Raw genomic sequence first — 24436 nt, 5'->3', positions numbered from 1 at the left:
TAACCGAATAGGGGAGGCGTAGCGAAAGCGAGTCTTAATAGGGCGTCTAGTCGCTGGGAATAGACCCGAAACCGGGCGATCTATCCATGGGCAGGTTGAAGGTTGGGTAACACTAACTGGAGGACCGAACCGACTACCGTTGAAAAGTTAGCGGATGACCTGTGGATCGGAGTGAAAGGCTAATCAAGCTCGGAGATAGCTGGTTCTCCTCGAAAGCTATTTAGGTAGCGCCTCATGTATCACTGTAGGGGGTAGAGCACTGTTTCGGCTAGGGGGTCATCCCGACTTACCAAACCGATGCAAACTCCGAATACCTACAAGTGCCGAGCATGGGAGACACACGGCGGGTGCTAACGTCCGTCGTGAAAAGGGAAACAACCCAGACCGTCAGCTAAGGTCCCAAAGTTATGGTTAAGTGGGAAACGATGTGGGAAGGCTTAGACAGCTAGGAGGTTGGCTTAGAAGCAGCCACCCTTTAAAGAAAGCGTAATAGCTCACTAGTCGAGTCGGCCTGCGCGGAAGATGTAACGGGGCTCAAACCATACACCGAAGCTACGGGTATCATCTTCGGATGATGCGGTAGAGGAGCGTTCTGTAAGCCTGTGAAGGTGAGTTGAGAAGCTTGCTGGAGGTATCAGAAGTGCGAATGCTGACATGAGTAACGACAATGGGTGTGAAAAACACCCACGCCGAAAGACCAAGGTTTCCTGCGCAACGTTAATCGACGCAGGGTTAGTCGGTCCCTAAGGCGAGGCTGAAAAGCGTAGTCGATGGAAAACAGGTTAATATTCCTGTACTTCTGGTTATTGCGATGGAGGGACGGAGAAGGCTAGGCCAGCTTGGCGTTGGTTGTCCAAGTTTAAGGTGGTAGGCTGAGATCTTAGGTAAATCCGGGATCTTAAGGCCGAGAGCTGATGACGAGTGTTCTTTTAGAACACGAAGTGGTTGATGCCATGCTTCCAAGAAAAGCTTCTAAGCTTCAGGTAACCAGGAACCGTACCCCAAACCGACACAGGTGGTTGGGTAGAGAATACCAAGGCGCTTGAGAGAACTCGGGTGAAGGAACTAGGCAAAATGGCACCGTAACTTCGGGAGAAGGTGCGCCGGTGAGGGTGAAGGACTTGCTCCGTAAGCTCATGCCGGTCGAAGATACCAGGCCGCTGCGACTGTTTATTAAAAACACAGCACTCTGCAAACACGAAAGTGGACGTATAGGGTGTGACGCCTGCCCGGTGCCGGAAGGTTAATTGATGGGGTTAGCTAACGCGAAGCTCTTGATCGAAGCCCCGGTAAACGGCGGCCGTAACTATAACGGTCCTAAGGTAGCGAAATTCCTTGTCGGGTAAGTTCCGACCTGCACGAATGGCGTAACGATGGCGGCGCTGTCTCCACCCGAGACTCAGTGAAATTGAAATCGCTGTGAAGATGCAGTGTATCCGCGGCTAGACGGAAAGACCCCGTGAACCTTTACTATAGCTTTGCACTGGACTTTGAATTTGCTTGTGTAGGATAGGTGGGAGGCTTTGAAGCGTGGACGCCAGTTCGCGTGGAGCCATCCTTGAAATACCACCCTGGCAACTTTGAGGTTCTAACTCAGGTCCGTTATCCGGATCGAGGACAGTGTATGGTGGGTAGTTTGACTGGGGCGGTCTCCTCCTAAAGAGTAACGGAGGAGTACGAAGGTGCGCTCAGACCGGTCGGAAATCGGTCGTAGAGTATAAAGGCAAAAGCGCGCTTGACTGCGAGACAGACACGTCGAGCAGGTACGAAAGTAGGTCTTAGTGATCCGGTGGTTCTGTATGGAAGGGCCATCGCTCAACGGATAAAAGGTACTCCGGGGATAACAGGCTGATACCGCCCAAGAGTTCATATCGACGGCGGTGTTTGGCACCTCGATGTCGGCTCATCACATCCTGGGGCTGAAGCCGGTCCCAAGGGTATGGCTGTTCGCCATTTAAAGTGGTACGCGAGCTGGGTTTAGAACGTCGTGAGACAGTTCGGTCCCTATCTGCCGTGGACGTTTGAGATTTGAGAGGGGCTGCTCCTAGTACGAGAGGACCGGAGTGGACGAACCTCTGGTGTTCCGGTTGTCACGCCAGTGGCATTGCCGGGTAGCTATGTTCGGGAAAGATAACCGCTGAAAGCATCTAAGCGGGAAACTTGCCTCAAGATGAGATCTCACTGGAACCTTGAGTTCCCTGAAGGGCCGTCGAAGACTACGACGTTGATAGGTTGGGTGTGTAAGCGCTGTGAGGCGTTGAGCTAACCAATACTAATTGCCCGTGAGGCTTGACCATATAACACCCAAGCAATTTGCGAACTCGAGAGAGACCAGATTGCGGTGTGTGAAGACGAAACGAACCGAAAGTTCGATGTTCACAAAACACCAGCTGTCACATACCCAATTTGCTGAAGCGAGGCCACAAGGCCACGACTCAGTACCCGAATTTCTTGACGACCATAGAGCGTTGGAACCACCTGATCCCATCCCGAACTCAGCAGTGAAACGATGCATCGCCGATGGTAGTGTGGGGTTTCCCCATGTGAGAGTAGGTCATCGTCAAGATTAAATTCCGAAACCCCAATTGCGAAAGCAGTTGGGGTTTTGTTTTGTCCGCAGGAAAGTTCTTACAGCATTCACAGGCGCTGTCCGGCTTTCACAATCTGCCGAGAATGCTAAGGTTCTGCCCTGGCTTTTGTACTTTTCCAAGGAAACCTTTATGCCGGACGCTCAGTCCCTCAACGCTGCATTCATGGTGGTTCAGAGTAATAGCCTGGACGAACTGCGCAGCCTTGTGATCAGCATAATGCGACGTTACCCACTGGCTCCCCTGGAAAACGAAATAGCGCTGGTACAGAGCAATGGTATCGCCCAATGGCTCAAATTGGCCTTGGCTGAAGACCCTGAGGAAGATGATCTCGGCGGTTGCGGTATCGCGGCAGCGATTGATGTGCAACTGCCGGGCAGTTTCATGTGGCAGCTGTACCGCATGGTACTGGGCCGAGATGAAATTCCTCCCAAATCCCTGCTCGATAAAGCCCCGCTGACCTGGCGCCTCATGCGCCTGCTCCCCCAGGTTATTGATCGCCCACATTTCGAGCCGTTGCAACGCTTCCTCACCCATGACACCGACCTGCGCAAGCGTTATCAATTGTCCGAACGCTTGGCGGATCTGTTCGATCAGTATCAGGTTTATCGGGCCGACTGGCTGGAGGACTGGGCCGAAGGTCGGCATCAGTTGCGTAGCGTCAGGGGAGAAGTAAAAGCGCTGACTCCGACCAGTTGCTGGCAGGCAGAGTTGTGGCGTGCGCTGCTGGATGACGTGGGGGAACAGGGTATGGCACAGAGTCGTGCCGGCGTTCACCAACGGTTCATCGAACGCATCAACAATCTTGCCGAAGCTCCCGCGGGATTGCCTTCGCGGGTAATCGTTTTCGGTATTTCTTCGCTGCCAGCCCAGGTGCTTGAAGCACTGGCCGGGCTTGCGCGTTTCAGTCAGGTCCTGCTGTGTGTTCACAACCCGTGCCGACACCACTGGGCCGATATTGTCGCCGACAAGGATCTGCTGCGGCATCAATACAAGCGGCAATCGCGCAAGACTGGAATGCCCACAGTGCTGGACCCTGATGCACTGCATCAACACGCTCATCCGCTATTGGCCGCATGGGGTAAACAAGGCCGGGATTACATCAACCTGCTCGACAGTTATGACGACCCCAACAGCTATCGGGCGGCTTTTCGCGATGGCCGCATAGACCTGTTCAGCGACACTCAGCCGCACAACCTGCTCAATCAATTACAGGACGACATCCTGGAGTTGCGCCCACTCAATGAAACCCGCGAACACTGGCCCGCTGTTGATCTGGTACATGACGAGTCGATCCGTTTTCACATTGCCCACAGCGCTCAGCGTGAAGTCGAAATACTGCACGACCAACTCCTGTCGCGCTTCAGCGCCAATCCAGATCTGCGTCCTCGCGATGTGATCGTGATGGTGCCTGACATTGATAGCTACGCACCGCATATCCGCGCGGTGTTTGGTCAGCTTGATCGCCACGATGCCCGGTTCATTCCATTCACATTGGCGGATCAGGGACAGCGAGGTCGTGATCCACTGCTGATCGCAGTCGAACACCTGCTCAAGCTTCCCGACAGTCGCTTTCCGGTCAGTGAAATCCTCGACCTGCTCGACGTGCCTGCACTTCGCGCGCGCTTTGGTGTTGAGGAGCGCGACTTGCCAACACTGCACCGCTGGATAGAAGGCGCAGGTGTACGCTGGGGCATGAATGCCGAGCAACGCGCGGGCCTGGGTTTACCCGACGAGCTCGAGCAAAACAGCTGGCATTTCGGTCTGCGCCGCATGCTTCTGGGCTACGCCGTAGGCAGCGCCAATGCGTGTGAAGGGATTGAACCTTATGATGAAATTGGTGGACTCGACGCCGCACTGATCGGGCCGTTGGTGGCCCTGCTCGATGCCTTGGAACTTGCCCATCAGCAGCTCACCCAGCCCGCTCAGCCCAAGGAGTGGGGCTATCGATTGCAAGCGCTGATGCAACTGTTCTTCAAAGCCAGCAACGAGCATGACGACTACTTGTTGACCCAGCTGGAAGAGCTTCGCGAAACCTGGCTGGAAACATGTGAGGCTGTAGGTCTGACGGATGAGTTACCACTGACAGTCGTTCGCGAAGCCTGGCTCGCCGGCCTTGATCAGGGGCGTCTGTCTCAGCGCTTCCTGGCCGGTGCCGTGAACTTTTGTACGCTGATGCCCATGCGCGCCATTCCATTCAAACTGGTCTGCCTGCTGGGGATGAATGACGGCGACTATCCCCGTGCACAGCCGCCGCTGGATTTCGATCTCATGGGCAGCGATTACCGTCCGGGAGATCGCTCGCGGCGTGAAGACGACCGTTATCTTTTGCTCGAGGCGCTGTTGTCTGCACGTCATCAGCTCTATATCAGTTGGGTCGGCCGCAGCATCCGCGATAACAGTGAGCGACCGGCCTCCGTGTTGATCGGCCAGTTGCGCGATCACCTCGCCAGCGGTTGGCGATTGCTCGATGAAAACCGCGATCTGCTTAGTGCCATGACGCAAGAGCACCCGCTGCAGCCGTTCAGTGCGCGCTATTTTCATGAAGGCGATCAACTCTTCAGCTATGCCAGCGAATGGCAGGTTCTGCATCAACAGCACGAATCTCAAAACGAAGCACAGTTACTCAGCCCTTATGTGCAAGAGGAACCGTTGAGCCTCGCGTTGTTGCAGGACTTTTTGCGCAACCCGGTTCGGCATTTTTTCACCCAACGCCTCAAAGTGTATTTCGAGGCCGCCGAAGCACCGCTAGCCGATGAGGAACCCTTCGTACTGGACGCATTGCAGCGCTACACACTCAGCGACAGTCTGCTCGAAGCCGCACTCAGGCAGCCGGACAATGTCGATCAGGCGCTGACTGCCCAAGCCCGACGTCTGCAGAATAGCGGTCTGCTACCAATGGCCGGGTTCGGCGAGTGCCTGCAACGTGAGCTGATCGAACCTTTGCCGGATTTGCTACAGCGTTATCAACAACTGCTGACGCTTTGGCCCGTCCCTTTGAGCAGCGCGATGCCGGTCAACCTTGAATTGCAGGGTTTGCGTCTGGAAGGATGGCTTGCGGGTTTGCATCAGCGTGCCGATGGGGGGCTGTTGTCGGTCACCACTATTCCCAACAGCATTGGCTCGATCAAAAGCCGCAAATGGCATCGCCTGACCAAACCGTGGGTCAATCATCTGGTGGCCTGCGCCAGCGGGCTTTCCTTGAGCACTGCGTTGGTAGCCAGCGACGACACGTTGTTGCTTGAACCCATGGCGCGAGAACGAGCGATAGGTTTCCTTGGCGATTTGCTCCTCGCCTGGCAGGCAGGCATGCGACAGCCACTGCCGATCGCAGTAAAAACCGCTTTTTCGTGGCTTTCCCAGACTGACCCGCTGAAGGCCGAAGCGGCAGCGCGTAAAGCCTATGAAGGTGACGGGCAGACCAGCGAAGGTGAGCGCCGCGAGAGCCCTGCGTTGTCCCGGCAATATTCCGACTTCGATGCATTGCTTGAGGACGAAACCTTCTCCGGCTGGTGCAACGCGTTGTATCGCCCTCTGCTTGAAGCACCGTGGCGTTCACTGTCCACTGAAGGGGCTCGAACATGAGTACCAAGACACCCCTTGCCCTGGCCTTTCCGTTACAGGGCAGCCAGTTGATCGAAGCCAGTGCCGGTACCGGTAAAACCTTCACGATTTCTGCGCTCTACCTGCGGCTTATTTTGGGGCATGGTGACGAGGCTAGCGGATTCGGCCGCGAATTGTTGCCGCCGCAGATTCTCGTGGTGACCTTCACCGATGCCGCGACCAAGGAACTGCGTGAGCGCATACGCACGCGCCTGGCTGAAGCCGCTCGATTTTTTCGCGACGAAACGCCTGCACCCGATGGACTGATCGCCGAATTACGTGATCAGTTCGACGCTCAACAGTGGCCCGGTTGTGCCAACCGCCTCGATGTCGCTGCGCAATGGATGGACGAGGCCGCCGTTTCGACCATCCACAGTTGGTGTCAGCGCATGCTGCGTGAGCACGCGTTCGACAGCGGCAGCTTGTTCACTCAATCCCTGGAAACCGATCACAGCGACTTGCTCGGCGAAGTGTTGCGCGATTACTGGCGGCTGTTCTGTTACCCGATGCAGGACGATGCGTTGAATTGGGTTCGCAGCAACTGGGGCGGGCCGGCGGCCTTGTTGCCTCGCGTGCGCGGGCTGTTCGCCAGTGAGCGTGACAGCGACGAAGGAAAGGCTCCCGCAGAGCTGATCGATGAATGCCTGCAAGAACGCCGTGCAGCGCTGATCGAACTGAAAATGCCATGGCGTCAGTGGGCAGACGAATTGCTCGCCATCTGCCATCAAGGTGTTGCGAGCAAATCCGTCGACGGGCGCAAAATGCAGGCGCGTTACTTCGAGCCCTGGTTTGAAAAGCTCAAGGCATGGGCCGAAGACGAGTCCCTGGAGCAACTGGATATCGGCACCGGTTTCACCCGACTGACCCCCGACGGCATGGCCGAAGCGTGGAAAGGTCAGGCCCCGAGCCACCCGGGCCTGGACGCCATGCCGAAACTCAAATCGAGCCTCGATGCATTGCCGACCCCCGATGCCGCTGTACTGCAACATGCCGCCAAATGGGTAGGCGCACGCTTTGAAGAAGAGAAGCGGCGTCGCGCCGAGATGGGCTTCGACGACATGTTGTTGCGCCTTGATGCAGCTTTGCAATCCGACGGGGGCGAGCGTCTTGCGACGTTGATTCGCGAACAGTTCCCGGTCGCGCTGATCGACGAGTTTCAGGACACTGACCCGGTGCAGTACCGAATCTTTGAAAGCATCTATCGCATTGAGGAAAACAGTCCTGACACCGGGCTGTTTCTGATCGGTGATCCGAAGCAGGCGATCTACGCTTTTCGCGGTGCAGACATCTACACCTACCTGCGCGCACGTCAGGCCACTACTGGTCGGCTGCATACGCTGGGCACCAACTTCCGTTCCAGCCACGGCATGGTCAACGCGGTCAATCATGTATTCGCACGTGCCGAGTCCCGAGAGCAGGGACGCGGCGCGTTTTTGTTCCGCGAGAAAAACGGCGAGAACCCGGTGCCGTTCCTGCCCGTGGAATCTCAGGGCCGCAACGAACGGCTGCAGGTTGCCGGTCAGGAAGTCGCGGCGCTGAATGTCTGGCACTTGTCCAGCGATCAGCCACTGTCCGGCGTTGTCTATCGCCAGCAATTGGCAGCCGCGTGCGCCAGCGAAATCACCGCGCTGCTCAATGGCGGGCAAAGCGCTAACGCGGGGTTCGTGCAGGATGGCAAAGACTTCAGAGGTCTGAGGCCGTCCGACATTGCGATTCTCGTGCGCGACGGCAAAGAAGCCCAGGCCGTCCGCAGTGAACTCGCCGCCCGCGGCGTGCGCAGTGTTTATCTGTCGGACAAGGATTCGGTGTTCGCGGCGCAAGAGGCTCACGACCTGTTGTCCTGGCTCAAGGCCTGTGCCGAACCGGATGTCGAACGTTCCCTGAAAGCCGCGCTGGCCTGTATCACCCTGAACCTGCCACTGGCAGAGCTGGAACGTCTGAACCAGGACGAACTGGTATGGGAAACCCGGGTCATGCAGTTCCGTGGCTATCGCGAGCTATGGCGCAAACAAGGTGTACTGCCGATGTTGCGCCGCCTGCTGCATGACTTCCATCTGCCGCAAACCTTGATGACACGCACGGATGGCGAGCGGGTACTGACCAACCTTTTGCACCTGTCGGAATTGATGCAGCAAGCGGCTGCGGAGCTGGACGGTGAACAAGCGCTGATTCGTCATCTGGCTGAACTGCTGGCTGTGTCCGGTCAGGCTGGCGAAGAGCAGATTCTGCGCCTGGAAAGTGACGAGCAACTGGTCAAAGTCGTGACCATCCACAAGTCCAAAGGCCTGGAATATCCCTTGGTGTTCCTGCCGTTCATTTGCTCGGCGAAACCGGTAGATGGCAGTCGCTTGCCACTGCATTACCACGATGCCGAGGGCAAGGCCCAGGTGAGTCTGAAACCAACCGCTGAGCTGATTGCGCAAGCGGACGACGAACGCCTGGCCGAAGACCTGCGCTTGCTCTACGTTGCCCTCACCCGCGCGCAGCACGCCTGCTGGTTGGGCGTGACGGACCTCAAGCGAGGCAATAACAACAGTTCGGTGCTGCACCTTTCGGCACTGGGTTATCTGCTCGGCGGTGGCACATCGCTGGGCGAGTCCAGCGAACTGAAACGCTGGCTGCAAGACCTGCAACAAGACTGCCCGTCCATCCACATCGATGAAATGCCACAACCCACCGACGAGCATTACCAGCCGCCACGCAATGACGCCGTGCTGAGTGCCACGCTGTTGCCCAAGCGCAAGGCCAGTGAAAACTGGTGGATCGCTTCCTACAGCGCATTGCGCATCAGCGACGTATTGAGTGTCGGCAGCGATGAAGCGCCGGACAGCCCGCAAGCGCAAAAGCTGTTTGATGACGAACGCCTGGACCCCGACGCCCCGCGAGAAATCATTGCCGGCGGCGCCGATATCCACCGCTTTCCTCGTGGCCCAAATCCAGGAACGTTTCTTCACGGTTTGCTGGAGTGGGCCGGTGATGACGGCTTTGCGGTTACCCGCGAGGCGCTGGAAGATGCGATTGCCCGTCGCTGTAACTTGCGTGGCTGGGAAGGCTGGATCACCACCCTGAGTGACTGGCTGCAGCATCTGCTCAAGTCGCCACTGCCAGTTGCAGGTGGTCAGCCGCCTGTTGTTCTAGAACAACTGAAGCAATATCGGGTCGAGATGGAGTTCTGGTTCGCCAGCCATAAAGTCGATGTCCTCAAACTCGACGAACTGGTGCGTCAGCACACTCACAGGGGCGTGGCCCGCGTGGCGGCAGAACCGGTGCAACTCAACGGCATGTTCAAAGGCTTTATCGACCTGACCTTTGAACACAATGGCCGTTACTACGTGGCCGACTACAAATCCAACTGGCTCGGCGTGGATGATCTGGCCTACACCGAGCAGGCCATGGAACTGTCGATCCTCGACAACCGTTATGACCTGCAATACGTGTTGTACCTGCTGGCGTTGCACCGCCAACTCAAGGCCCGGCTGCCTGATTACGATTACGACCGGCATGTCGGCGGGGCGTTGTATCTGTTTCTGCGCGGTACTCGCGCCGACAGTCGCGGTGTCTATTTTGTACGTCCGCCCCGTGAGCTTATCGAGCGCCTCGACCGGATGTTCCAAGGCAAACCCGAACCCAAGACCGAACCCGCCTGGGAACAGGGAGTCCTGCTATGAGCCGCACCTTTGCCGATCTGCTCCCTACACCGCTGGCTGCTGACAGTCTGTCGAAGTTATCGCCCCTTACCAGTGCCGATGACCTGTTGATCTTGTTGACCCGGTGGGTCGAGCGCGGCTGGCTGCGTGCGCTGGACAAAGCATTCGTCGCGTTCCTTCACGAACTTGATCGCGATACGGATCCGCTGGTGCTGCTCGCTGCTGCTCTGACCAGTCATCAACTTGGCCACGGTCATGTCTGTCTTGATCTTTATGAAACCCTGAAAGCGCCCGACTTCGCGCTGTCGCTACCCCCCGAAGGAGACGTGCAAGGTGGTGTCTTGTTGCTGCCTTCGCAATTGCTCGAGGCGCTCGATGGTGCTCACTGGTGCAAGGTTCTAGCGGGCAGCTCTCTGGTCGCACTGGCCGCGGATAGCAGCGATTCAGCACAACAACGTCCGTTGGTAATCTCGGGAAAACGCCTGTATCTGCGACGCTACTGGGCTTACGAACGGCGCATCGATACCGCGTTGCGTCAGCGTCTGCAGCAAGTGGAGCCGACGCCGGACGATCTGCCGCAGCGCTTGAACGAGCTGTTCGGATCAGCGAAAACGGGTGAAGTGATCGACTGGCAGAAACTCGCCTGCGCCCTTGCTACTCGTGGTGCCTTCAGCATCGTCACCGGCGGTCCGGGCACCGGCAAAACCACCACCGTGGTGCGTTTGCTGGCCTTGCTTCAAGCGCCCGCAGTCGCCGCAGACCAACCGCTGCGGATTCGCCTGGCGGCACCGACGGGCAAGGCTGCGGCGCGGTTGACCGAGTCCATCAGTCAGCAAGTGCAGTCGCTGAAAGTCACCGAAGAGGTGCGGGCGAAGATTCCTTGCGACGTCACCACCGTGCACCGTCTGCTGGGCAGTCGTCCTGGCACCCGGCACTTCCGTCACCATGCCGGCAACCGCCTGCCCCTGGATGTGCTGGTGGTCGACGAGGCCTCGATGATCGACCTGGAAATGATGGCCAACCTGCTGGATGCCTTGCCCACGCATGCTCGACTGGTATTGCTCGGCGACAAGGATCAATTGGCCTCTGTGGAGGCCGGCGCGGTGCTGGGGGATTTGTGCCGAGACGCCGAGAGTGGCTGGTACAACCCGCAGACCCGACAGTGGCTGGAGTCGGTCAGCGGTGAGTCGCTGCAGGACAGTGGCTTGCATGAAGATGTCGATGGCACCCACCCGCTGGCCCAGCAAGTGGTGATGCTGCGCCACTCCCGGCGCTTCGGTGAGGGCAGTGGGATTGGTCAGCTCGCGCGTCGGGTCAACCAACAGTTGCCGGATGAAGCGCGCCAGTTGCTCACGGCCGGGCACTATGACGATGTGTATTCGCTGCCGCTCAAGGGCGAACACGATCACAAGCTCGAGCGCCTGTTGCTTGAGGGACATGGCGACGGCCCACAAGGCTATCGCCATTATCTGAGCGTGCTGCGTGATCAGCGTCCACCCTTGGGTCGGCCACTCGAACATCCGGACTGGGTCATTTGGGCCCGCGAAGTCTTGCAGGCGTTCGACACCTTCCAGTTGCTGTGTGCCGTGCGCAAAGGGCCGTGGGGCGTCGAAGGTCTGAATCAACGGATCACCGCCGCGCTGCTCAAAGCACGTCTGATCGAAAACGATCAGCAATGGTACGAAGGACGGCCAGTGCTGATGACTCGCAATGATTATGGTCTGGGCTTGATGAACGGCGACATCGGCATCGCCCTCAAACTGCCCGAGCGCGAAGGACCCGACGCCGGCAAACCGGTGTTGCGCGTGGCGTTCCCGCGTAACGATGGTCAGGGCGGCGTGCGCTTCGTATTGCCGAGCCGGCTCAATGACGTCGAAACCGTCTACGCGATGACGGTGCACAAATCCCAAGGCTCGGAGTTTGCCCATACGGCGCTGATTCTGCCCGATGCCTTGAATCCGGTGCTGACCAAAGAATTGATCTACACCGGTATCACCCGGGCCAAGCATTGGTTCACCTTGATCGAATCCCGAGCGGGCGTGTTTGAAGAAGCGGTGCAGCGCAAGGTCAAGCGCCTGAGCGGGTTGATGCTGGAACTGGAAGAGGGGACCGTGCCTGTGAGGTGAAAATCCCGACGATTGACGGCGTTTACTGACCGACCGGTCAGAGGTCGCTGTCTCGCTGACGTTTCAGCGCTGTGCTATCGTTGCGGCATCATTTCGCTACGATCCAAGAGAATCCCTGCATGAAGGTGTCTGTCTGGGCGACAGGGCGCGTAGTTGTCTGCAAGCACGCGTTGCTTGTTGCTCTGCTCTGGATGTTGACGGGCGCGGCTGTCGCGCAGCCGCAGGCGCCGACGGGCATGGCCGAGCAACGGGCCAAATCTGTCACGCAGGTTGTTCTTGGCATTCTCAGTTACGCGCGCTGGCCGGTGGAACCGGCGCAATTGCGCCTGTGCATCGTTGGTCCGACCGAATACACCGACGATCTGGTCAAAGGCACCACGCAAGCCACCGGCCGGCCTGTCACCGTACGTCGCCTGCTGGCCGACAACCCGGCGATCGTCAGCGAATGCGATGCGGTGTACATCGGCAAACTCACCGCGGATGAACGCACTCGCTTGTTCGCTTCGCTGATCGGTCACCCGGTGCTGAGCATCAGCGAAGGTGGCGATCAATGCACCGTCGGCAGCCTGTTCTGTCTGCGCGTTGGCGATGATCAGGTGTCCTTCGAGGTCAATCTCGACTCCGTTGCCCGCAGTGGCGTGCGCATTCACCCCAGCGTGCTGCAATTGTCGCGTCGTAAACCGGCGGCGCCATGAACCTGTTCAGATCGAATAGCCGCCCAACGCTGGGCTCGGTCATTGGCCGAGGGCATTTGACGGTCGCGCTGGTGGGCGTGGCGATGGCCAGCGTTTCGCTGACGTTGCTCGGCGTACTGGCTTTACGGGTGTACGCCGATCACAACCTGCACTTGATCGCCCGTTCGATCAGCTACACCGTGGAAGCCGCGGTGGTGTTCAACGACAAGACCGCCGCCAACGAATCGCTGGCGCTGATTGCTTCCACCGAAGAGGTCGCTGAAGCCCAGGTGCTGGACATTCAGGGACAACTGCTCGCGCATTGGCAACGTCCGGAAAACGGTTTGTTCTCTGAGCTGGAAATGCAGATCACCCGCGCCATCCTGGAAAAACCCATCAGCCTGCCGATTGAGCATCAGGACCGTGAAATCGGTCGTGTACTGCTCACCGGACATGGTGGCAGCCTGATGCGCTTTCTGCTCAGCGGTCTGGCGGGGATCATCCTCTGTACCGCGATCAGCGCCTGGGTTGCGCTTCATCTGGCGCGCCGCCAGTTACGCGCGATCACCGGTCCTCTGCGCAGTCTGGCCAATGTGGCTCACGCCGCACGCAGCGAACGAGCGCTGGACCGCCGCGTGCCGCCGGCACAGATCGCCGAACTCGACAATCTCGGCAATGACTTCAACGCCTTGCTCGATGAGCTGGAGTCCTGGCAAACCCATCTACAGAACGAAAACGAAACCCTCGCTCACCAGGCCAGCCACGACAGCCTTACCGGTCTGCCGAATCGTGCTTTTTTCGAAGGACGCTTGATCCGCGCGTTGCGTAATGCCGGCAAACACGATGAGCGCGTTGCCGTGTTGTTTCTCGACAGCGACCGCTTCAAAGGCATCAACGACAACTTCGGCCACGCTGCGGGTGATGCGGTGCTGGTGGCGGTGGCCAATCGCGTTCGTGCGCAGTTGCGTGAAGAGGATCTGGTGGCGCGGCTGGGCGGTGACGAGTTCGCCGTTCTGCTCACGCCGCTGCACAAGGTCGAAGATGCCGAGACCATTGCCGACAAGATCCTCGCCAGCATGGACATGCCCATCGCGCTGCCGGGCGACACCAGTGTGGTGACCTCGCTCAGTATTGGCATTGCGGTTTTCCCTGATCATGGTGCCACGCCCGGGGCCTTGCTCGACGCCGCCGATGCGGCGATGTATCAAGCCAAGCGTCTGTCGCGCGGCGCCCAATTCACGGCCGGGGCGGAACACCCGGTCGATTCCGTTCAAACCAGGAGCTGACTGTCGTGTTCACACTGTCCATTCGATCTTTTTACGCGGCGCTGTTGATGGCCGTACTGGCTCTGACCGGTTGCCAGACCGCACCGCAAAAAGGCCTGACCCCGGCGCAAGTCGCGGTACTCAAACAACAGGGTTTTGAACTGACCGACGAGGGTTGGGAGTTTGGCCTGTCTGGCAAAGTACTGTTCGGTAGCGACGTGGAAAGCCTGAACCCGCAAAGCACCGAGATCGTCGAACGCATCGGCAAGGCCCTGCTGGCTGTTGGCATCGAGCGCGTGCGGGTCGATGGTCATACCGACGCATCGGGCAAGGAAACCTACAATCAGCAACTATCGCTGCGTCGTGCGAAAAGTGTCGCCAACGTGCTGGGCACAGTCGGCATGAAGCAAGAGAACATCCAGCTGCAGGGCCTGGGCAGCAAAGAGCCGGTGGCGTCCAACGATACGACGGCCGGTCGCACGGAAAACCGCCGTGTCGCGATTGTGGTCAGCGCCGATTAGTCGGCGAATTGCATGTCGCGGGTCTTGCCCATCAACAGATCCTGATTACGCTCAGTCACCTCACGGATGTAATCCCACAACAAGGTGATCCGCTTCAATTTGCGCAGATCCTCCCGGCAGTACATCCAGAACTGCCGGGTAATATCGATTTCCTCCGGTAACACCGGCAGCAGGCGCGGGTCCTGTGCGGCGAGGAAGCACGGCAGAATCGCCAGCGAGCGCCCTTGCTGCGCTGCAACGAACTGCGCGATCACGCTGGTGCTGCGCAAGTTGGCGCTGGCGCCGGGCAACACGTTCGCCAGGTACAGCAGCTCCGAGCTGAACGCCAGATCATCCACATAACTGATGAATTGATGCTTGCTCAAGTCTGCCGGGCGGCGGATCGGTGGGTGTTGGTCCAGATAGTCCTGGGTCGCGTAGAGCTGCAAGCGGTAGTCGCAGAGTTTGCAGCACACGTACGGCCCATGCTCCGGGCGTTCCAGCGCAATGACGATGTCGGCCTCGCGCTTGGACAGGCTGATGAAGTGTGGCAGCGGCAGGATGTCCACCGAGATGGCCGGGTAGGCGTCGACGAAATGGCTCAGCTGCGGCGTGATGAAAAAACTGCCGAAGCCTTCCGTGCAACCCATGCGCACATGCCCGGACAACGCCACGCCGGAGCCTGACACCTGCTCGCAAGCCATGTGCAATGTGCTCTCAATCGACTCGGCATAACCGAGCAAACGCTGACCTTCGGTGGTCAGGACGAAGCCGCTGGTCCGCGACTTCTCGAACAGCAAAGTCCCCAATGCCGCCTCCAACGAACTGATCCGCCGCGACACCGTGGTGTAGTCGACAGCCAGCCGTTTGGCAGCAGTGCTGGCCTTGCGGGTGCGGGCGACTTCGAGGAAAAACTTGAGGTCGTCCCAGTTCAGCGAGCCTAGAGAGGTGATGTTTTTTTGCATGATGGACGGGCTTATATGTGCGTTCTTATTAGAAGTTTGCACATCTATACTCCAAAAACAGTCCGACAACCAATTCGTGACACACGCCTCATCTCAAGGCGAACCTTTCGCCTTGGCTCCTACGATAAAAACAAGTTTCGGAGACCAGCATGAACGCATCGCTTACGCCCAACGAAACCACCGTCCAGAAGGTCAAACTGCTGATCAATGGCGAATGGGTCGAGTCGCAGACCACCGAATGGCACGACATCGTCAACCCGGCGACCCAGCAAGTGCTGGCCAAAGTGCCGTTTGCCACCGCAGCTGAAGTCGATGCCGCCGTAAGCGCCGCTCAGCGCGCCTTCCAGACCTGGAAACTGACCCCGATCGGCGCGCGCATGCGCATCATGCTCAAGCTGCAAGCGCTGATTCGCGAACACTCCAAACGCATCGCTGTCGTCCTGAGCGCCGAGCAAGGCAAAACCATTGCCGACGCCGAGGGCGATATTTTCCGTGGCCTGGAAGTGGTCGAGCACGCCTGCTCCATCGGCAGCCTGCAAATGGGCGAGTTCGCCGAGAACGTCGCCGGCGGTGTTGATACTTACACGCTGCGTCAGCCGATCGGCGTGTGCGCTGGCATCACGCCGTTCAACTTCCCGGCGATGATTCCGCTGTGGATGTTCCCGATGGCCATCGCCTGCGGCAACACCTTCGTCTTGAAGCCTTCGGAACAGGATCCGCTGTCGACCATGTTGCTGGTCGAGTTGGCAATCGAGGCCGGCGTTCCGTCCGGTGTGTTGAACGTGGTCCACGGCGGTAAAGACGTGGTCGATGGCCTGTGCACGCACAAAGACATCAAAGCCGTGTCCTTCGTCGGTTCGACCGCTGTCGGCACTCACGTTTACGACCTGGCGGGCAAGCACGGCAAGCGCGTGCAATCGATGATGGGCGCGAAGAACCACGCCGTGGTGCTGGCCGATGCCAACCGCGAGCAAGCGCTGAATGCCTTGGTCGGCGCCGGTTTCGGTGCGGCCGGGCAACGTTGCATGGCCACCTCCGTGGTAGTGCTGGTCGGCGCGGCGAAGCAATGGCTGCCGGATCTGAAAGCGCTGGCGCAGAAACTCACCGTCAACGCCGGCAATGAGCCGGGCACCGATGTCGGCCCGGTGATCTCGAAGAAAGCCAAAGCACGAATTCTCGATCTGATCGAAAGCGGTATCAAGGAAGGCGCCAAGCTGGAACTGGACGGTCGCGACATCAAGGTGCCGGGTTACGAGCAAGGCAACTTTGTCGGCCCGACCCTGTTCTCGGGCGTGACCACCGACATGCAGATCTACACCCAGGAAATCTTCGGCCCGGTGCTGGTGGTGCTGGAAGTCGACACCCTTGATCAGGCGATTGCGCTGGTCAACGCCAACCCGTTCGGCAACGGCACGGGCCTGTTCACCCAGAGCGGTGCGGCGGCGCGTAAATTCCAGACTGAAATCGACGTCGGCCAGGTCGGCATCAACATCCCGATTCCAGTGCCGGTACCGTTCTTCAGTTTCACCGGTTCGCGCGGTTCGAAACTCGGCGACCTCGGCCCGTACGGCAAGCAAGTGGTGCAGTTCTACACGCAGACCAAAACGGTCACCGCGCGCTGGTTCGATGACGACAGCGTCAACGACGGCGTGAACACCACCATCAACCTGCGCTGAGGAATCGACCATGAAAATCGCATTTATCGGTCTTGGCAACATGGGCGCACCAATGGCGCGTAACCTGATCAAGGCCGGCCACTCGCTGAGTCTGGTCGACCTGAACAAAACCGTGCTGGCGGAACTGGAGCAACTGGGCGGCAGCATTCGTGCCTCGGCCCGCGAAGCCGCTGAGGACGCTGAACTGGTCATCACCATGCTACCGGCGGCGGTGCATGTGCGCAGTGTCTGGCTCGGTGATGACGGTGTGCTGGCTGGCATTCGCCAAAGTGTGCCAGCGGTGGATTGCAGCACCATCGATCCGCAGACTGCCCGTGACGTAGCGGCCGCTGCGGCAAAACAGGGTGTGGCCATGGCCGACGCGCCAGTGTCCGGTGGCACCGGCGGTGCGACCGCCGGCACGTTGACCTTCATGGTTGGCGCCACGCCAGAACTGTTCGCCACGCTGCAACCGGTGCTGGCACAGATGGGCCGCAACATCGTGCATTGCGGTGAAGTTGGCACCGGGCAGATCGCCAAGATCTGCAACAACCTGCTGCTGGCGATTTCGATGGTCGGCGTCAGCGAGGCGATGGCGCTGGGCGATGCGCTGGGCATCGACACCTCGGTGCTGGCCGGGATCATCAACAGTTCGACCGGGCGTTGCTGGAGTTCGGAGATGTACAACCCGTGGCCGGGAATTGTTGAAACCGCGCCGGCCTCGCGTGGATATACCGGTGGATTCGGTGCGGAACTGATGCTCAAGGATTTGGGGCTGGCGACCGAAGCGGCGCGTCAGGCGCATCAGCCGGTGGTTCTGGGCGCAGTGGCGCAGCAGTTGTATCAGGCGATGAGTCAGCGTGGGGATGGCGGGAAAGACTTCTCGGCGATCATCAACAGCTATCGCAAGCCTGCAATAGACGGGCAGCGCTGAACAAACTGTGGGAGCGAGCCTGCTCGCGATGACGGCGGTCGCTTCAACGCGGAGGTGACTGACCGTCCGCTTTCGCGAACAGGCTAGCTGCCACAGGGGACTTTTGTGTAACAGACATTGTTTGCCGGGACATCACGTCGGGTGATCTCCCGGTTTTTTTGCATCAGGCAAACACGAAATATTTGCGCACGGTCTCAACCACTTCCCACGTGCCTTTCATGCCCGGCTCAACCACGAAGATGTCGCCGGCACGCAGGTGAATCGGCTCCATGCCGTCCGGGGTGATCACGCAGTAGCCTTCCTGGAAATGGCAGTACTCCCACTTCACATAATCGACGCGCCACTTGCCCGGTGTGCAGATCCATGTGCCCATGATCTTGCTGCCGTCTTCGCTGGTGTAGGCGTTGAGGTTGACGGTGTGCGGGTCGCCTTCGAGTTTTTCCCATTTGCAGGCGTCGAGTACCGGCAGCGGATGGGTGTCGCGTAGAACGGTGATAGGGGCAGTCATGTGTCGGCTCCAGACAAGGCGATCAAACGGAAGCTGCACCCTATAGCGCCGTGCTTTTGCCCAGATGTCTGTGCTCGACATGCAGATATCCAGAAACGCTGCCAGCGTCTACGGATGGAGACGTAAACCTTCCAGCAAAATCAATTAACGGCAGTACTGATCTAAAACAAAGGTTATGAAGTTATAACTATTTTACTTGTCTGGTTTTTACTTTTAGTACGTCTGTTCCGTTGCGTCCTTAGTTGCTTTCGATAGTCGGCCTGCCTGATACCGCGGGCGCCCCACCTTACCCCGTCTTTGTTAAGTAAATAAGTCGTTCATCGCACCAAGGAGGTGCGGTGTCAGTAGGGTTATGCAGACTTTTTTCGAGTTGTAAAAAAACCTTGAATAGTTCGTTGACTCTCCCCTTAAGGGCAGAGTTTAGATTTCCGCCGCGTGAGAAGTTGCTGTGGGAAAAGTTACTTTTCATAAGTCGAATTCATGAAGTAGTCACGACATATAGGGAGATAGAAATGAATAATCCATTGGACTTGGAACATGTCGTTGCCAGCACTCGCGAAATCCTCGCACAGCTGTTGGTGATGGATGCGAATGACATCGAAGAAAACAGCAGCATTGTCGAAGACCTCGGTGCCGATTCCCTGGACATCGTCGACCTGAGCTTCCAGCTGGGCCGTCAATATGGCTGCACACTGCCGAAAACCAGCGTGCTGGATCATGCGGTGGCGGTTTGCGGTGATGCCAGCGAGTTTCTCGCCAGCGGTCGCATTACCGAAAGCGGCAAAGCCCTGCTTGAGCAAAGCCTGAGCGCCTACACCCCGGATCAACTGAAGGCGGGCATGCAACCGGCTCAAGTGTTCGCCGCGACCACCGTGCGCAACTGGGCCAACCAGTGCCGCAATCTTTTCAACTACCTGCCGGCGACCTGCCCGGATTGCAACGCTCACCAGGCGGTTCTGAACGAGCGCCAACAAGTGGTCTGCGGCGCGTGCAGTGCGCGTCTGGTGCCGGCGGATGGCGATGAAGTGTCCCGTCAATTGGTTGAGCAGTTTGTTACCACTCACGCCAAAGAAGCGGTGTAGGAGTTCTCATGCGGGCACGAGAAGTCTATGTGAGCGGGTTCGGTTTGGTGGCGCCGATGGCGCTGGACGCTGCCACGTTGTTCGAGCGGATTTGCCGGAAGCAATCCTGTGTCCGCGAACATCCTCGGTTCAAGGCGCTGGGATTCAACAACAGCGCCGCCGGATTTATCGACGATACGCAGTGGCAGCGCATCGCGGCCGGTTTCGGCGGCAACGCGGCGCTGCACCCACGGCAAAGTGTGCTGGCCGAGTACGTCGCCCGGCAGGCGCTGGAGCACGCCGGCCTGACGCCGGCAGACTTTGCCCACAGTCGCAGCGGTCTGTTTCTGGGCGCCAACAAGTACTGTGCCGACAGCCACGATCTGCAGCGGCTCAGCCGTTGCATGGATGAGGCCGGACGGGTCGACCTCGACCGTCTGCTGGACAGTCCGGCAGCGTCCAGTGCGACCTTCATCCGGCGGGTCGATCAACAGACGCAGCATCTGGCTGATCGGCTCGGCATCCGCGATCACATCTCGACCCATTCCGATGCCTGTGCCGCCGGCACCATGGCCATCGGCAGTGCTTACCGGGCCATCGAGCGCGGTGAGATCGATTTGGCCATTTGTGGTGCCGTCGAGTTGATGGCCAACGAATTGCCCTACTACATGTTCAACAGCCTCGGCGCGCTCTGTCAGGCCGACTTGCCGGCGAGCGAACAAAGCCGCCCGTTCATGCCCGACCGTAGCGGTTTTGTCCTCAGCGAGGGCTCGGCGATGGTCGTTCTCGAATCCGCGGAACACGCCAAACGACGCAAGGCTGCGCCACTGGGCCAGGTGCTCGGTTATGCGAATGTCTGCGAGGCGCAGAAAATGACCTCCAGCAGCCGCGATGGCAGCAAATACGAGGAATGCATGGAAGCCGCAATCGAAGACGCCGGGCTGCTGCGCAGTGCCGTGCAACACGTCAACACCCACGGCACCTCCACCCAGGCCAATGACAGTTGTGAAGCGCTGGCCTTGCAGCGGTTGTTTGGCGGCTGCCAGGACTTCATGACCTTCACCGCCAACAAGTCCGCCATCGGTCATTCACTGGCAGGCAGTGGCGCGATCGAAGCGGTGCTGTCGCTGATGAGCCTGCGTGACGGTGTGCTGTTGCCCACCCTGAATTACGACCCCGAGCTTGCCGAATACCCTTCGCTGAAGTTCTTGAGTGAGCCGGTGCGACAGCCGATCAGCGTGGTGATGTCCAACTCGTTCGGCTTCGGCGGCATCAACAGCTCGCTGGTTCTGGGGAGGGCATGACATGAACCGAGCTATCTATCTCAATGCTGCTGCGGTGCTGAATGTGGCGGGCAGTGAATGCGCTGACTTGCTCGGCACGCCCTGCGCGGCGCAACCGCTGGCATTTGATGCTCAGCGTCAGGCATTTGCATTGCCGACACCGCGACTGGCCAGTGACCTGTTTGATCGCAAGATCCAGCGCAGCGTCGAACCGCAGGGCTTGCGCCTGTTGCATTGCGCCGCACGGTTGGCGCCAGCACTGGCGGCGCTGCAATTGCCCGCGCCACGCATTGCCCTGACAGCGGCCATTCCCGAAGTCGATGCGCCGAGTCCTTGCTGGGATGCGGTGCAGGCGATCATCGAACAGCCGCACAAACAACTCAGCCAATTGTTGGCCAACACACCGCCCCTGCATGCGCTGACCCTGCTCAACAGCAGCGTGATGGCGTATGTGGCTGAAGCGCTCAATTGTCACGGGCCGATGGGCGGATTTTGTTCCCAGGACAACGCCGGGCTGGATGCGCTGATCGAAGCTTGCCAGCAGATTGGCGAGCGACATGCCGACGCCGCGTTGGTGGTCAGCAGCAGCCCGAACCTGACCCCGGCCCTGTACCTGCGCGAGCCCGATCAGACGAGCGAAGCGATTTTCGGTGAGGGCGCCGCCGCGCTGTTGCTGGCGTCGACACCACCGCCGGGTGCGGCACACGTCGTGCGCATTGCCGGGTTTGCCCGTGGTTACAGCACCGATCCACAGCGGTCTGTGGCGGTGGGGCGGCGCGTCATCGACCAGGTCCTGAGCGTCGAGAAACTGCGGGTCGGCGACGTCGAGCATATCGTCGGCAATTGCGCTGACGGGCAAGTGATGAAGTTGCTCGAAGCTTTCCCGCGCGAGATTCGCAGCACTCGCGCCATGACCGGTGAACTGGGCGCCAGCGGTTTGCTGACAGAGATCGCACTGACCTTGCACCTCAGTCGTGAAGTCGCGGCGACGCCGGGCTACACGTTGCTTGTCAGCCACACTCGCGCCGGTCACTGGGGCGCATTGCTGTTGGCCAGTGAAACCATGGAGAAGCACGCATGAGTGCGACACGGATTGTGATCACCGGCATGGGCGCCGTCACCGGTTTCGGTTTCGAATGGCAGACCCTCTGGGAAAAAATGCTCGGCGCCGAACATTGCGTGCGGCCATGGCAGCCGGACGACTTGCAAGAGGCGTCGTTCGCGGTGCGTTATGCCGCGCCTGTCGACATGCGCCTGTTGCCGGAAAAACTGCAAAGCCATCCGGCCTGGACGATGCCGCTGGAAAAGCGCAGCCGGTTTGGCTGGGTGGCTGCCACGCAGGCCGTCGGTGACAGCGGCTTGCAGCCAGAACAGTTGCGTGGCGCGGCGGTGCTGTGTGCCTCGGGAGCACCGCAGCATATGCTCGCCGACATGCTGCTGAGCGAAGCCCCGAATGGCGGCACCCCGAGCTGGTCATACCTGATGCCGCGGGCCGGGCAAGTGAATGCCGACGGCTCGCTGCGTCAGAGCAACGATCGTCTGGCGCGGGTAATCGCCGACGACCTGGGCTGTGAAGGGCCGGTGATCAACATCAGCAGTGCCTGTGCCGGCGCTTCGCAAGCCATTGGCAATGCCTTTCAGATGATTCGTCGCGGCGAAGTCAGCGTAGCGCTGGCGGGGGGCGCCGACTCGGTGCTCAATCTCGACACCATGGCTGCGTTGTATCTACTCGGTGCTGCGTCCGGCGAGCAGCGCTGGGGCGCGGATCTGTGTCGCCCGTTCGATCGTGATCGCAGCGGTCTGATTGCCGGCGAGGGCGGTGGTTTCGTCGTGCTGGAAAGCCTCGAACATGCCTTGGCTCGTGGCGCGACACCCTATGCCGAAGTGCTCGGTTTCGGCAGCAGCCTGGACGCTTATAAAGTCACTGCACCGCAACCCGAGGGACGTGGCGCGGCACTGGCGATGCAGGCCGCGCTCGACGACGCCGGGCTACGCCCGCAGCAGATCGATCTGATCAACGCCCACGGCACCTCGACACCGCTCAACGACGTTGCTGAAACCCTCGCGATCAAAAGTGTGTTCGCCGAACACAAGCATTATCAAGCCTTGGCTGTCAGCGCCAACAAATCACAGTTCGGTCACCTGATCGCAGCGGCCGGCGCACCCGAATGCATCGTCACCGCATTGGCCTGCCTGAACGATCTGGTCACACCCACGGTGAACCTGCACGACGCCGACGAACAGTGTGATCTGGATTACTGCGCCGGTCAGGCCGTCAGTCGTCGAGTGGATTACGCACTGAGCAATTCCTTCGGTTTTGGCGGCCTCAACACCTCGCTGGCCCTTGGCAAATATCGGGAGCACGGACAATGAGCAATGCCTCTGCACGTATCGCCATCACCGGCAGCGGTTGTGTGTTGCCCACCGGCTGGGGCGTTGAGGGTTTCTGCTCGGCGGCCCGCGAAGGGCGTAGCGCGATCTCGCCCCTGAACTCGTCGTTGTTCCACAGCGAGCGGGTCACTGCATTCGGACACATCGCTGATCGAGATCATCAACGTAGCCGTCAGGACATTGCGCAAAACCTCCAGCGTTACTGCCCGCCGGCGGTGATCTGGGGCGTCAGTGCGGTGCGCCAGGCGCTGGCCGAGGCCGGGCTTGAACCGGGCCGCGACAACGTGCGTTTTGGTCTCTATTGCTGCCAGGGCGGTTACACCCATCCGTCGCTCGCGTCTTACGGCGAACTGTTGCACGAGTGTCAGACCGAGACCGGTGCCGACATGCAGCGTCTGGCCAAACGCGTGTTGCAGGAGCGCGCGCTCGATCCGTTTCTAGTCCTCAAAAGCCTCAGCAACGGTTTGCTCGGCGTCGTCAGTCTGGCCTTGAAGCTTGAGTGCGAATGCAACGCCTACATGCAAGGCGTGGCCGGCAATCTGGCGGCGCTACGCGAAGCCTGCGCCGCGCTGCAAAGCGGTCGAGTGGATGCGGCGATTGTGGTTGGCGCCGGCAGTGAACTGGATCCGCTGGCGCTGGCCGCACTGGCCGAGGCTGGCGTAATCAGCACCGATGCTTCGCAAAGCCTGCGCGCCTTCGATCGCCAGGGCAGTGGTGGTATTGCCGGCGAAGGTGCGGCGGCACTGGTGTTGCGCCGCGCCGATGATCTGCCGGCCGGGCCGCAAACCTGTCTGACCGCTCTGTTCGCACACCCGCGTCTGGATTCGCTGAACCTGCCGGACAAACAGGTGGATCTGCTGATCAGCAGCGCCACGGGCGATCCGCACAAGGATGCCGATCTGGCCCGCACGCTGGCGCGAACCGGCGCGGCGCACATCACCAGCAGCACACCGCTGACCGGCATTCTGAGTGGTGCACCGAGTCTGGTTGACCTGATCTTTGCCCGGCAGGCGTTGCAGGCGCAAAGCATCCCGCCGGTCAGCGGTCTGCAGCAACCGCTGGATGCGCATCTGCCGTTTGTGATCGGTGGGCCGCGCGATGCCGTGCTGCACGATTGCCTGGTGATCAACCGCGACGACAACGGTTTCAGTGCCGGTTACCAACTCGAATTTCACGCGGCCGACTGACCGTCGGCACGCAACGAAACGCAGCTGATTTTTTACTTAAGGGATAGAA

15 protein-coding genes and 2 rRNA genes (1 of these 17 cut by a window edge) are annotated in these 24436 nt (G+C 59.4%); 15 read left to right on the top strand and 2 right to left on the bottom strand.

The window, feature by feature from the left end; translation table 11 throughout:
- The 8 genes from ACOYXE_RS18990 to ACOYXE_RS18955 form a co-directional block, all read left to right on the top strand.
- A 23S ribosomal RNA gene (locus ACOYXE_RS18990) occupies window positions 1–2297 on the top strand; it begins 597 nt to the left of the window's first position.
- Window positions 2298–2450: 153 nt separating this feature from the next.
- Window positions 2451–2566: ribosomal RNA gene (rrf, locus tag ACOYXE_RS18985) — 5S ribosomal RNA — on the top strand.
- Between the two features lie 154 nt (window positions 2567–2720).
- Window positions 2721–6173, top strand: a complete 3453-nt coding sequence (gene recC, locus ACOYXE_RS18980) for an exodeoxyribonuclease V subunit gamma (RefSeq protein ID WP_460926431.1) — start codon at window positions 2721–2723, stop codon at window positions 6171–6173.
- Window positions 6170–9859, top strand: a complete 3690-nt coding sequence (recB, locus tag ACOYXE_RS18975) for an exodeoxyribonuclease V subunit beta (protein ID WP_460926430.1) — start codon at window positions 6170–6172, stop codon at window positions 9857–9859. The genes recC and recB overlap by 4 nt, the downstream gene beginning before the upstream one ends.
- Complete coding sequence (gene recD, locus ACOYXE_RS18970; RefSeq protein ID WP_460926428.1) at window positions 9856–11964, top strand: exodeoxyribonuclease V subunit alpha; 2109 nt, start codon at window positions 9856–9858, stop codon at window positions 11962–11964. Before recB ends, recD begins: the two co-directional genes overlap by 4 nt.
- Before the next feature lie 119 nt (window positions 11965–12083).
- Entirely contained in the window at window positions 12084–12659 is a 576-nt protein-coding gene (locus ACOYXE_RS18965) for a YfiR family protein (RefSeq protein WP_160055578.1), read from the top strand.
- Window positions 12656–13924 (top strand): diguanylate cyclase domain-containing protein, encoded by a 1269-nt coding sequence (locus tag ACOYXE_RS18960; RefSeq protein ID WP_460926427.1) that lies wholly within the window; start codon window positions 12656–12658, stop codon window positions 13922–13924. Before ACOYXE_RS18965 ends, ACOYXE_RS18960 begins: the two co-directional genes overlap by 4 nt.
- A 47-nt stretch (window positions 13925–13971) precedes the next feature.
- Window positions 13972–14424: an OmpA family protein gene (locus ACOYXE_RS18955; protein WP_460929852.1), complete on the top strand. Its 453-nt coding sequence runs from the start codon at window positions 13972–13974 to the stop codon at window positions 14422–14424.
- Here the strand turns inward: ACOYXE_RS18955 and ACOYXE_RS18950 are convergent.
- Entirely contained in the window at window positions 14421–15368 is a 948-nt protein-coding gene (locus ACOYXE_RS18950; protein WP_160055589.1) for a LysR family transcriptional regulator, read from the bottom strand. The two genes, ACOYXE_RS18955 and ACOYXE_RS18950, sit on opposite strands and share 4 nt — an antisense overlap.
- A 149-nt stretch (window positions 15369–15517) precedes the next feature.
- Between ACOYXE_RS18950 and ACOYXE_RS18945 the strand changes: the two genes are divergently transcribed.
- Together ACOYXE_RS18945 and mmsB are read left to right on the top strand one after the other, a co-directional pair.
- Window positions 15518–17044: a CoA-acylating methylmalonate-semialdehyde dehydrogenase gene (locus ACOYXE_RS18945; RefSeq protein ID WP_160055590.1), complete on the top strand. Its 1527-nt coding sequence runs from the start codon at window positions 15518–15520 to the stop codon at window positions 17042–17044.
- Window positions 17045–17054: 10 nt separating this feature from the next.
- Window positions 17055–17957 (top strand): 3-hydroxyisobutyrate dehydrogenase, encoded by a 903-nt coding sequence (gene mmsB / locus ACOYXE_RS18940; RefSeq protein WP_460926425.1) that lies wholly within the window; start codon window positions 17055–17057, stop codon window positions 17955–17957.
- Window positions 17958–18120: 163 nt separating this feature from the next.
- Here the strand turns inward: mmsB and ACOYXE_RS18935 are convergent, their stop codons facing one another.
- Window positions 18121–18465 carry a cupin domain-containing protein gene (locus ACOYXE_RS18935; protein ID WP_039592382.1) on the bottom strand — a complete coding sequence of 115 codons (345 nt, stop codon included), beginning with the start codon at window positions 18463–18465 and terminating at the stop codon, window positions 18121–18123.
- Between the two features lie 512 nt (window positions 18466–18977).
- On the opposite strand from ACOYXE_RS18935, the gene ACOYXE_RS18930 reads away from it, so the two are divergent.
- Genes ACOYXE_RS18930 through ACOYXE_RS18910 form a run of 5 tightly spaced genes read left to right on the top strand, consistent with a single transcriptional unit; the run spans window position 18978 to window position 24387 of the window.
- On the top strand, window positions 18978–19547 hold the full coding sequence (locus tag ACOYXE_RS18930) for an acyl carrier protein (RefSeq protein ID WP_160055593.1): 570 nt from the start codon (window positions 18978–18980) through the stop codon (window positions 19545–19547).
- 8 nt (window positions 19548–19555) lie between these two features.
- Window positions 19556–20830 carry a beta-ketoacyl-[acyl-carrier-protein] synthase family protein gene (locus tag ACOYXE_RS18925; RefSeq protein ID WP_460926424.1) on the top strand — a complete coding sequence of 425 codons (1275 nt, stop codon included), beginning with the start codon at window positions 19556–19558 and terminating at the stop codon, window positions 20828–20830.
- Between the two features lies 1 nt (window position 20831).
- Window positions 20832–21890 (top strand): beta-ketoacyl-[acyl-carrier-protein] synthase family protein, encoded by a 1059-nt coding sequence (locus tag ACOYXE_RS18920; protein WP_160055597.1) that lies wholly within the window; start codon window positions 20832–20834, stop codon window positions 21888–21890.
- On the top strand, window positions 21887–23182 hold the full coding sequence (locus ACOYXE_RS18915; protein WP_160055599.1) for a beta-ketoacyl-[acyl-carrier-protein] synthase family protein: 1296 nt from the start codon (window positions 21887–21889) through the stop codon (window positions 23180–23182). The genes ACOYXE_RS18920 and ACOYXE_RS18915 overlap by 4 nt, the downstream gene beginning before the upstream one ends.
- Window positions 23179–24387, top strand: a complete 1209-nt coding sequence (locus ACOYXE_RS18910) for a beta-ketoacyl synthase N-terminal-like domain-containing protein (RefSeq protein ID WP_460926423.1) — start codon at window positions 23179–23181, stop codon at window positions 24385–24387. Before ACOYXE_RS18915 ends, ACOYXE_RS18910 begins: the two co-directional genes overlap by 4 nt.
- The last annotated feature ends 49 nt before the right edge of the window (window positions 24388–24436 follow it).

The sequence above is a fragment of the Pseudomonas sp. MC6 genome (genome assembly GCF_054790575.1).
This window is presented reverse-complemented; position numbering and strand designations above follow the sequence as displayed.

Excerpts from the sequence above, each read along its gene's own strand:
- recC (WP_460926431.1), top strand. The coding sequence starts at position 2,721 with ATGCCGGACGCTCAGTCCCTCAACGCTGCATTCATGGTGGTTCAGAGT.
- recB (WP_460926430.1), top strand. The coding sequence starts at position 6,170 with ATGAGTACCAAGACACCCCTTGCCCTGGCCTTTCCGTTACAGGGCAGC.
- recD (WP_460926428.1), top strand. The coding sequence starts at position 9,856 with ATGAGCCGCACCTTTGCCGATCTGCTCCCTACACCGCTGGCTGCTGAC.
- ACOYXE_RS18965 (WP_160055578.1), top strand. The coding sequence starts at position 12,084 with ATGAAGGTGTCTGTCTGGGCGACAGGGCGCGTAGTTGTCTGCAAGCAC.
- ACOYXE_RS18960 (WP_460926427.1), top strand. The coding sequence starts at position 12,656 with ATGAACCTGTTCAGATCGAATAGCCGCCCAACGCTGGGCTCGGTCATT.
- ACOYXE_RS18955 (WP_460929852.1), top strand. The coding sequence starts at position 13,972 with ATGGCCGTACTGGCTCTGACCGGTTGCCAGACCGCACCGCAAAAAGGC.
- ACOYXE_RS18950 (WP_160055589.1), bottom strand. The coding sequence starts at position 15,368 with ATGCAAAAAAACATCACCTCTCTAGGCTCGCTGAACTGGGACGACCTC.
- ACOYXE_RS18945 (WP_160055590.1), top strand. The coding sequence starts at position 15,518 with ATGAACGCATCGCTTACGCCCAACGAAACCACCGTCCAGAAGGTCAAA.
- mmsB (WP_460926425.1), top strand. The coding sequence starts at position 17,055 with ATGAAAATCGCATTTATCGGTCTTGGCAACATGGGCGCACCAATGGCG.
- ACOYXE_RS18935 (WP_039592382.1), bottom strand. The coding sequence starts at position 18,465 with ATGACTGCCCCTATCACCGTTCTACGCGACACCCATCCGCTGCCGGTA.
- ACOYXE_RS18930 (WP_160055593.1), top strand. The coding sequence starts at position 18,978 with ATGAATAATCCATTGGACTTGGAACATGTCGTTGCCAGCACTCGCGAA.
- ACOYXE_RS18925 (WP_460926424.1), top strand. The coding sequence starts at position 19,556 with ATGCGGGCACGAGAAGTCTATGTGAGCGGGTTCGGTTTGGTGGCGCCG.
- ACOYXE_RS18920 (WP_160055597.1), top strand. The coding sequence starts at position 20,832 with ATGAACCGAGCTATCTATCTCAATGCTGCTGCGGTGCTGAATGTGGCG.
- ACOYXE_RS18915 (WP_160055599.1), top strand. The coding sequence starts at position 21,887 with ATGAGTGCGACACGGATTGTGATCACCGGCATGGGCGCCGTCACCGGT.
- ACOYXE_RS18910 (WP_460926423.1), top strand. The coding sequence starts at position 23,179 with ATGAGCAATGCCTCTGCACGTATCGCCATCACCGGCAGCGGTTGTGTG.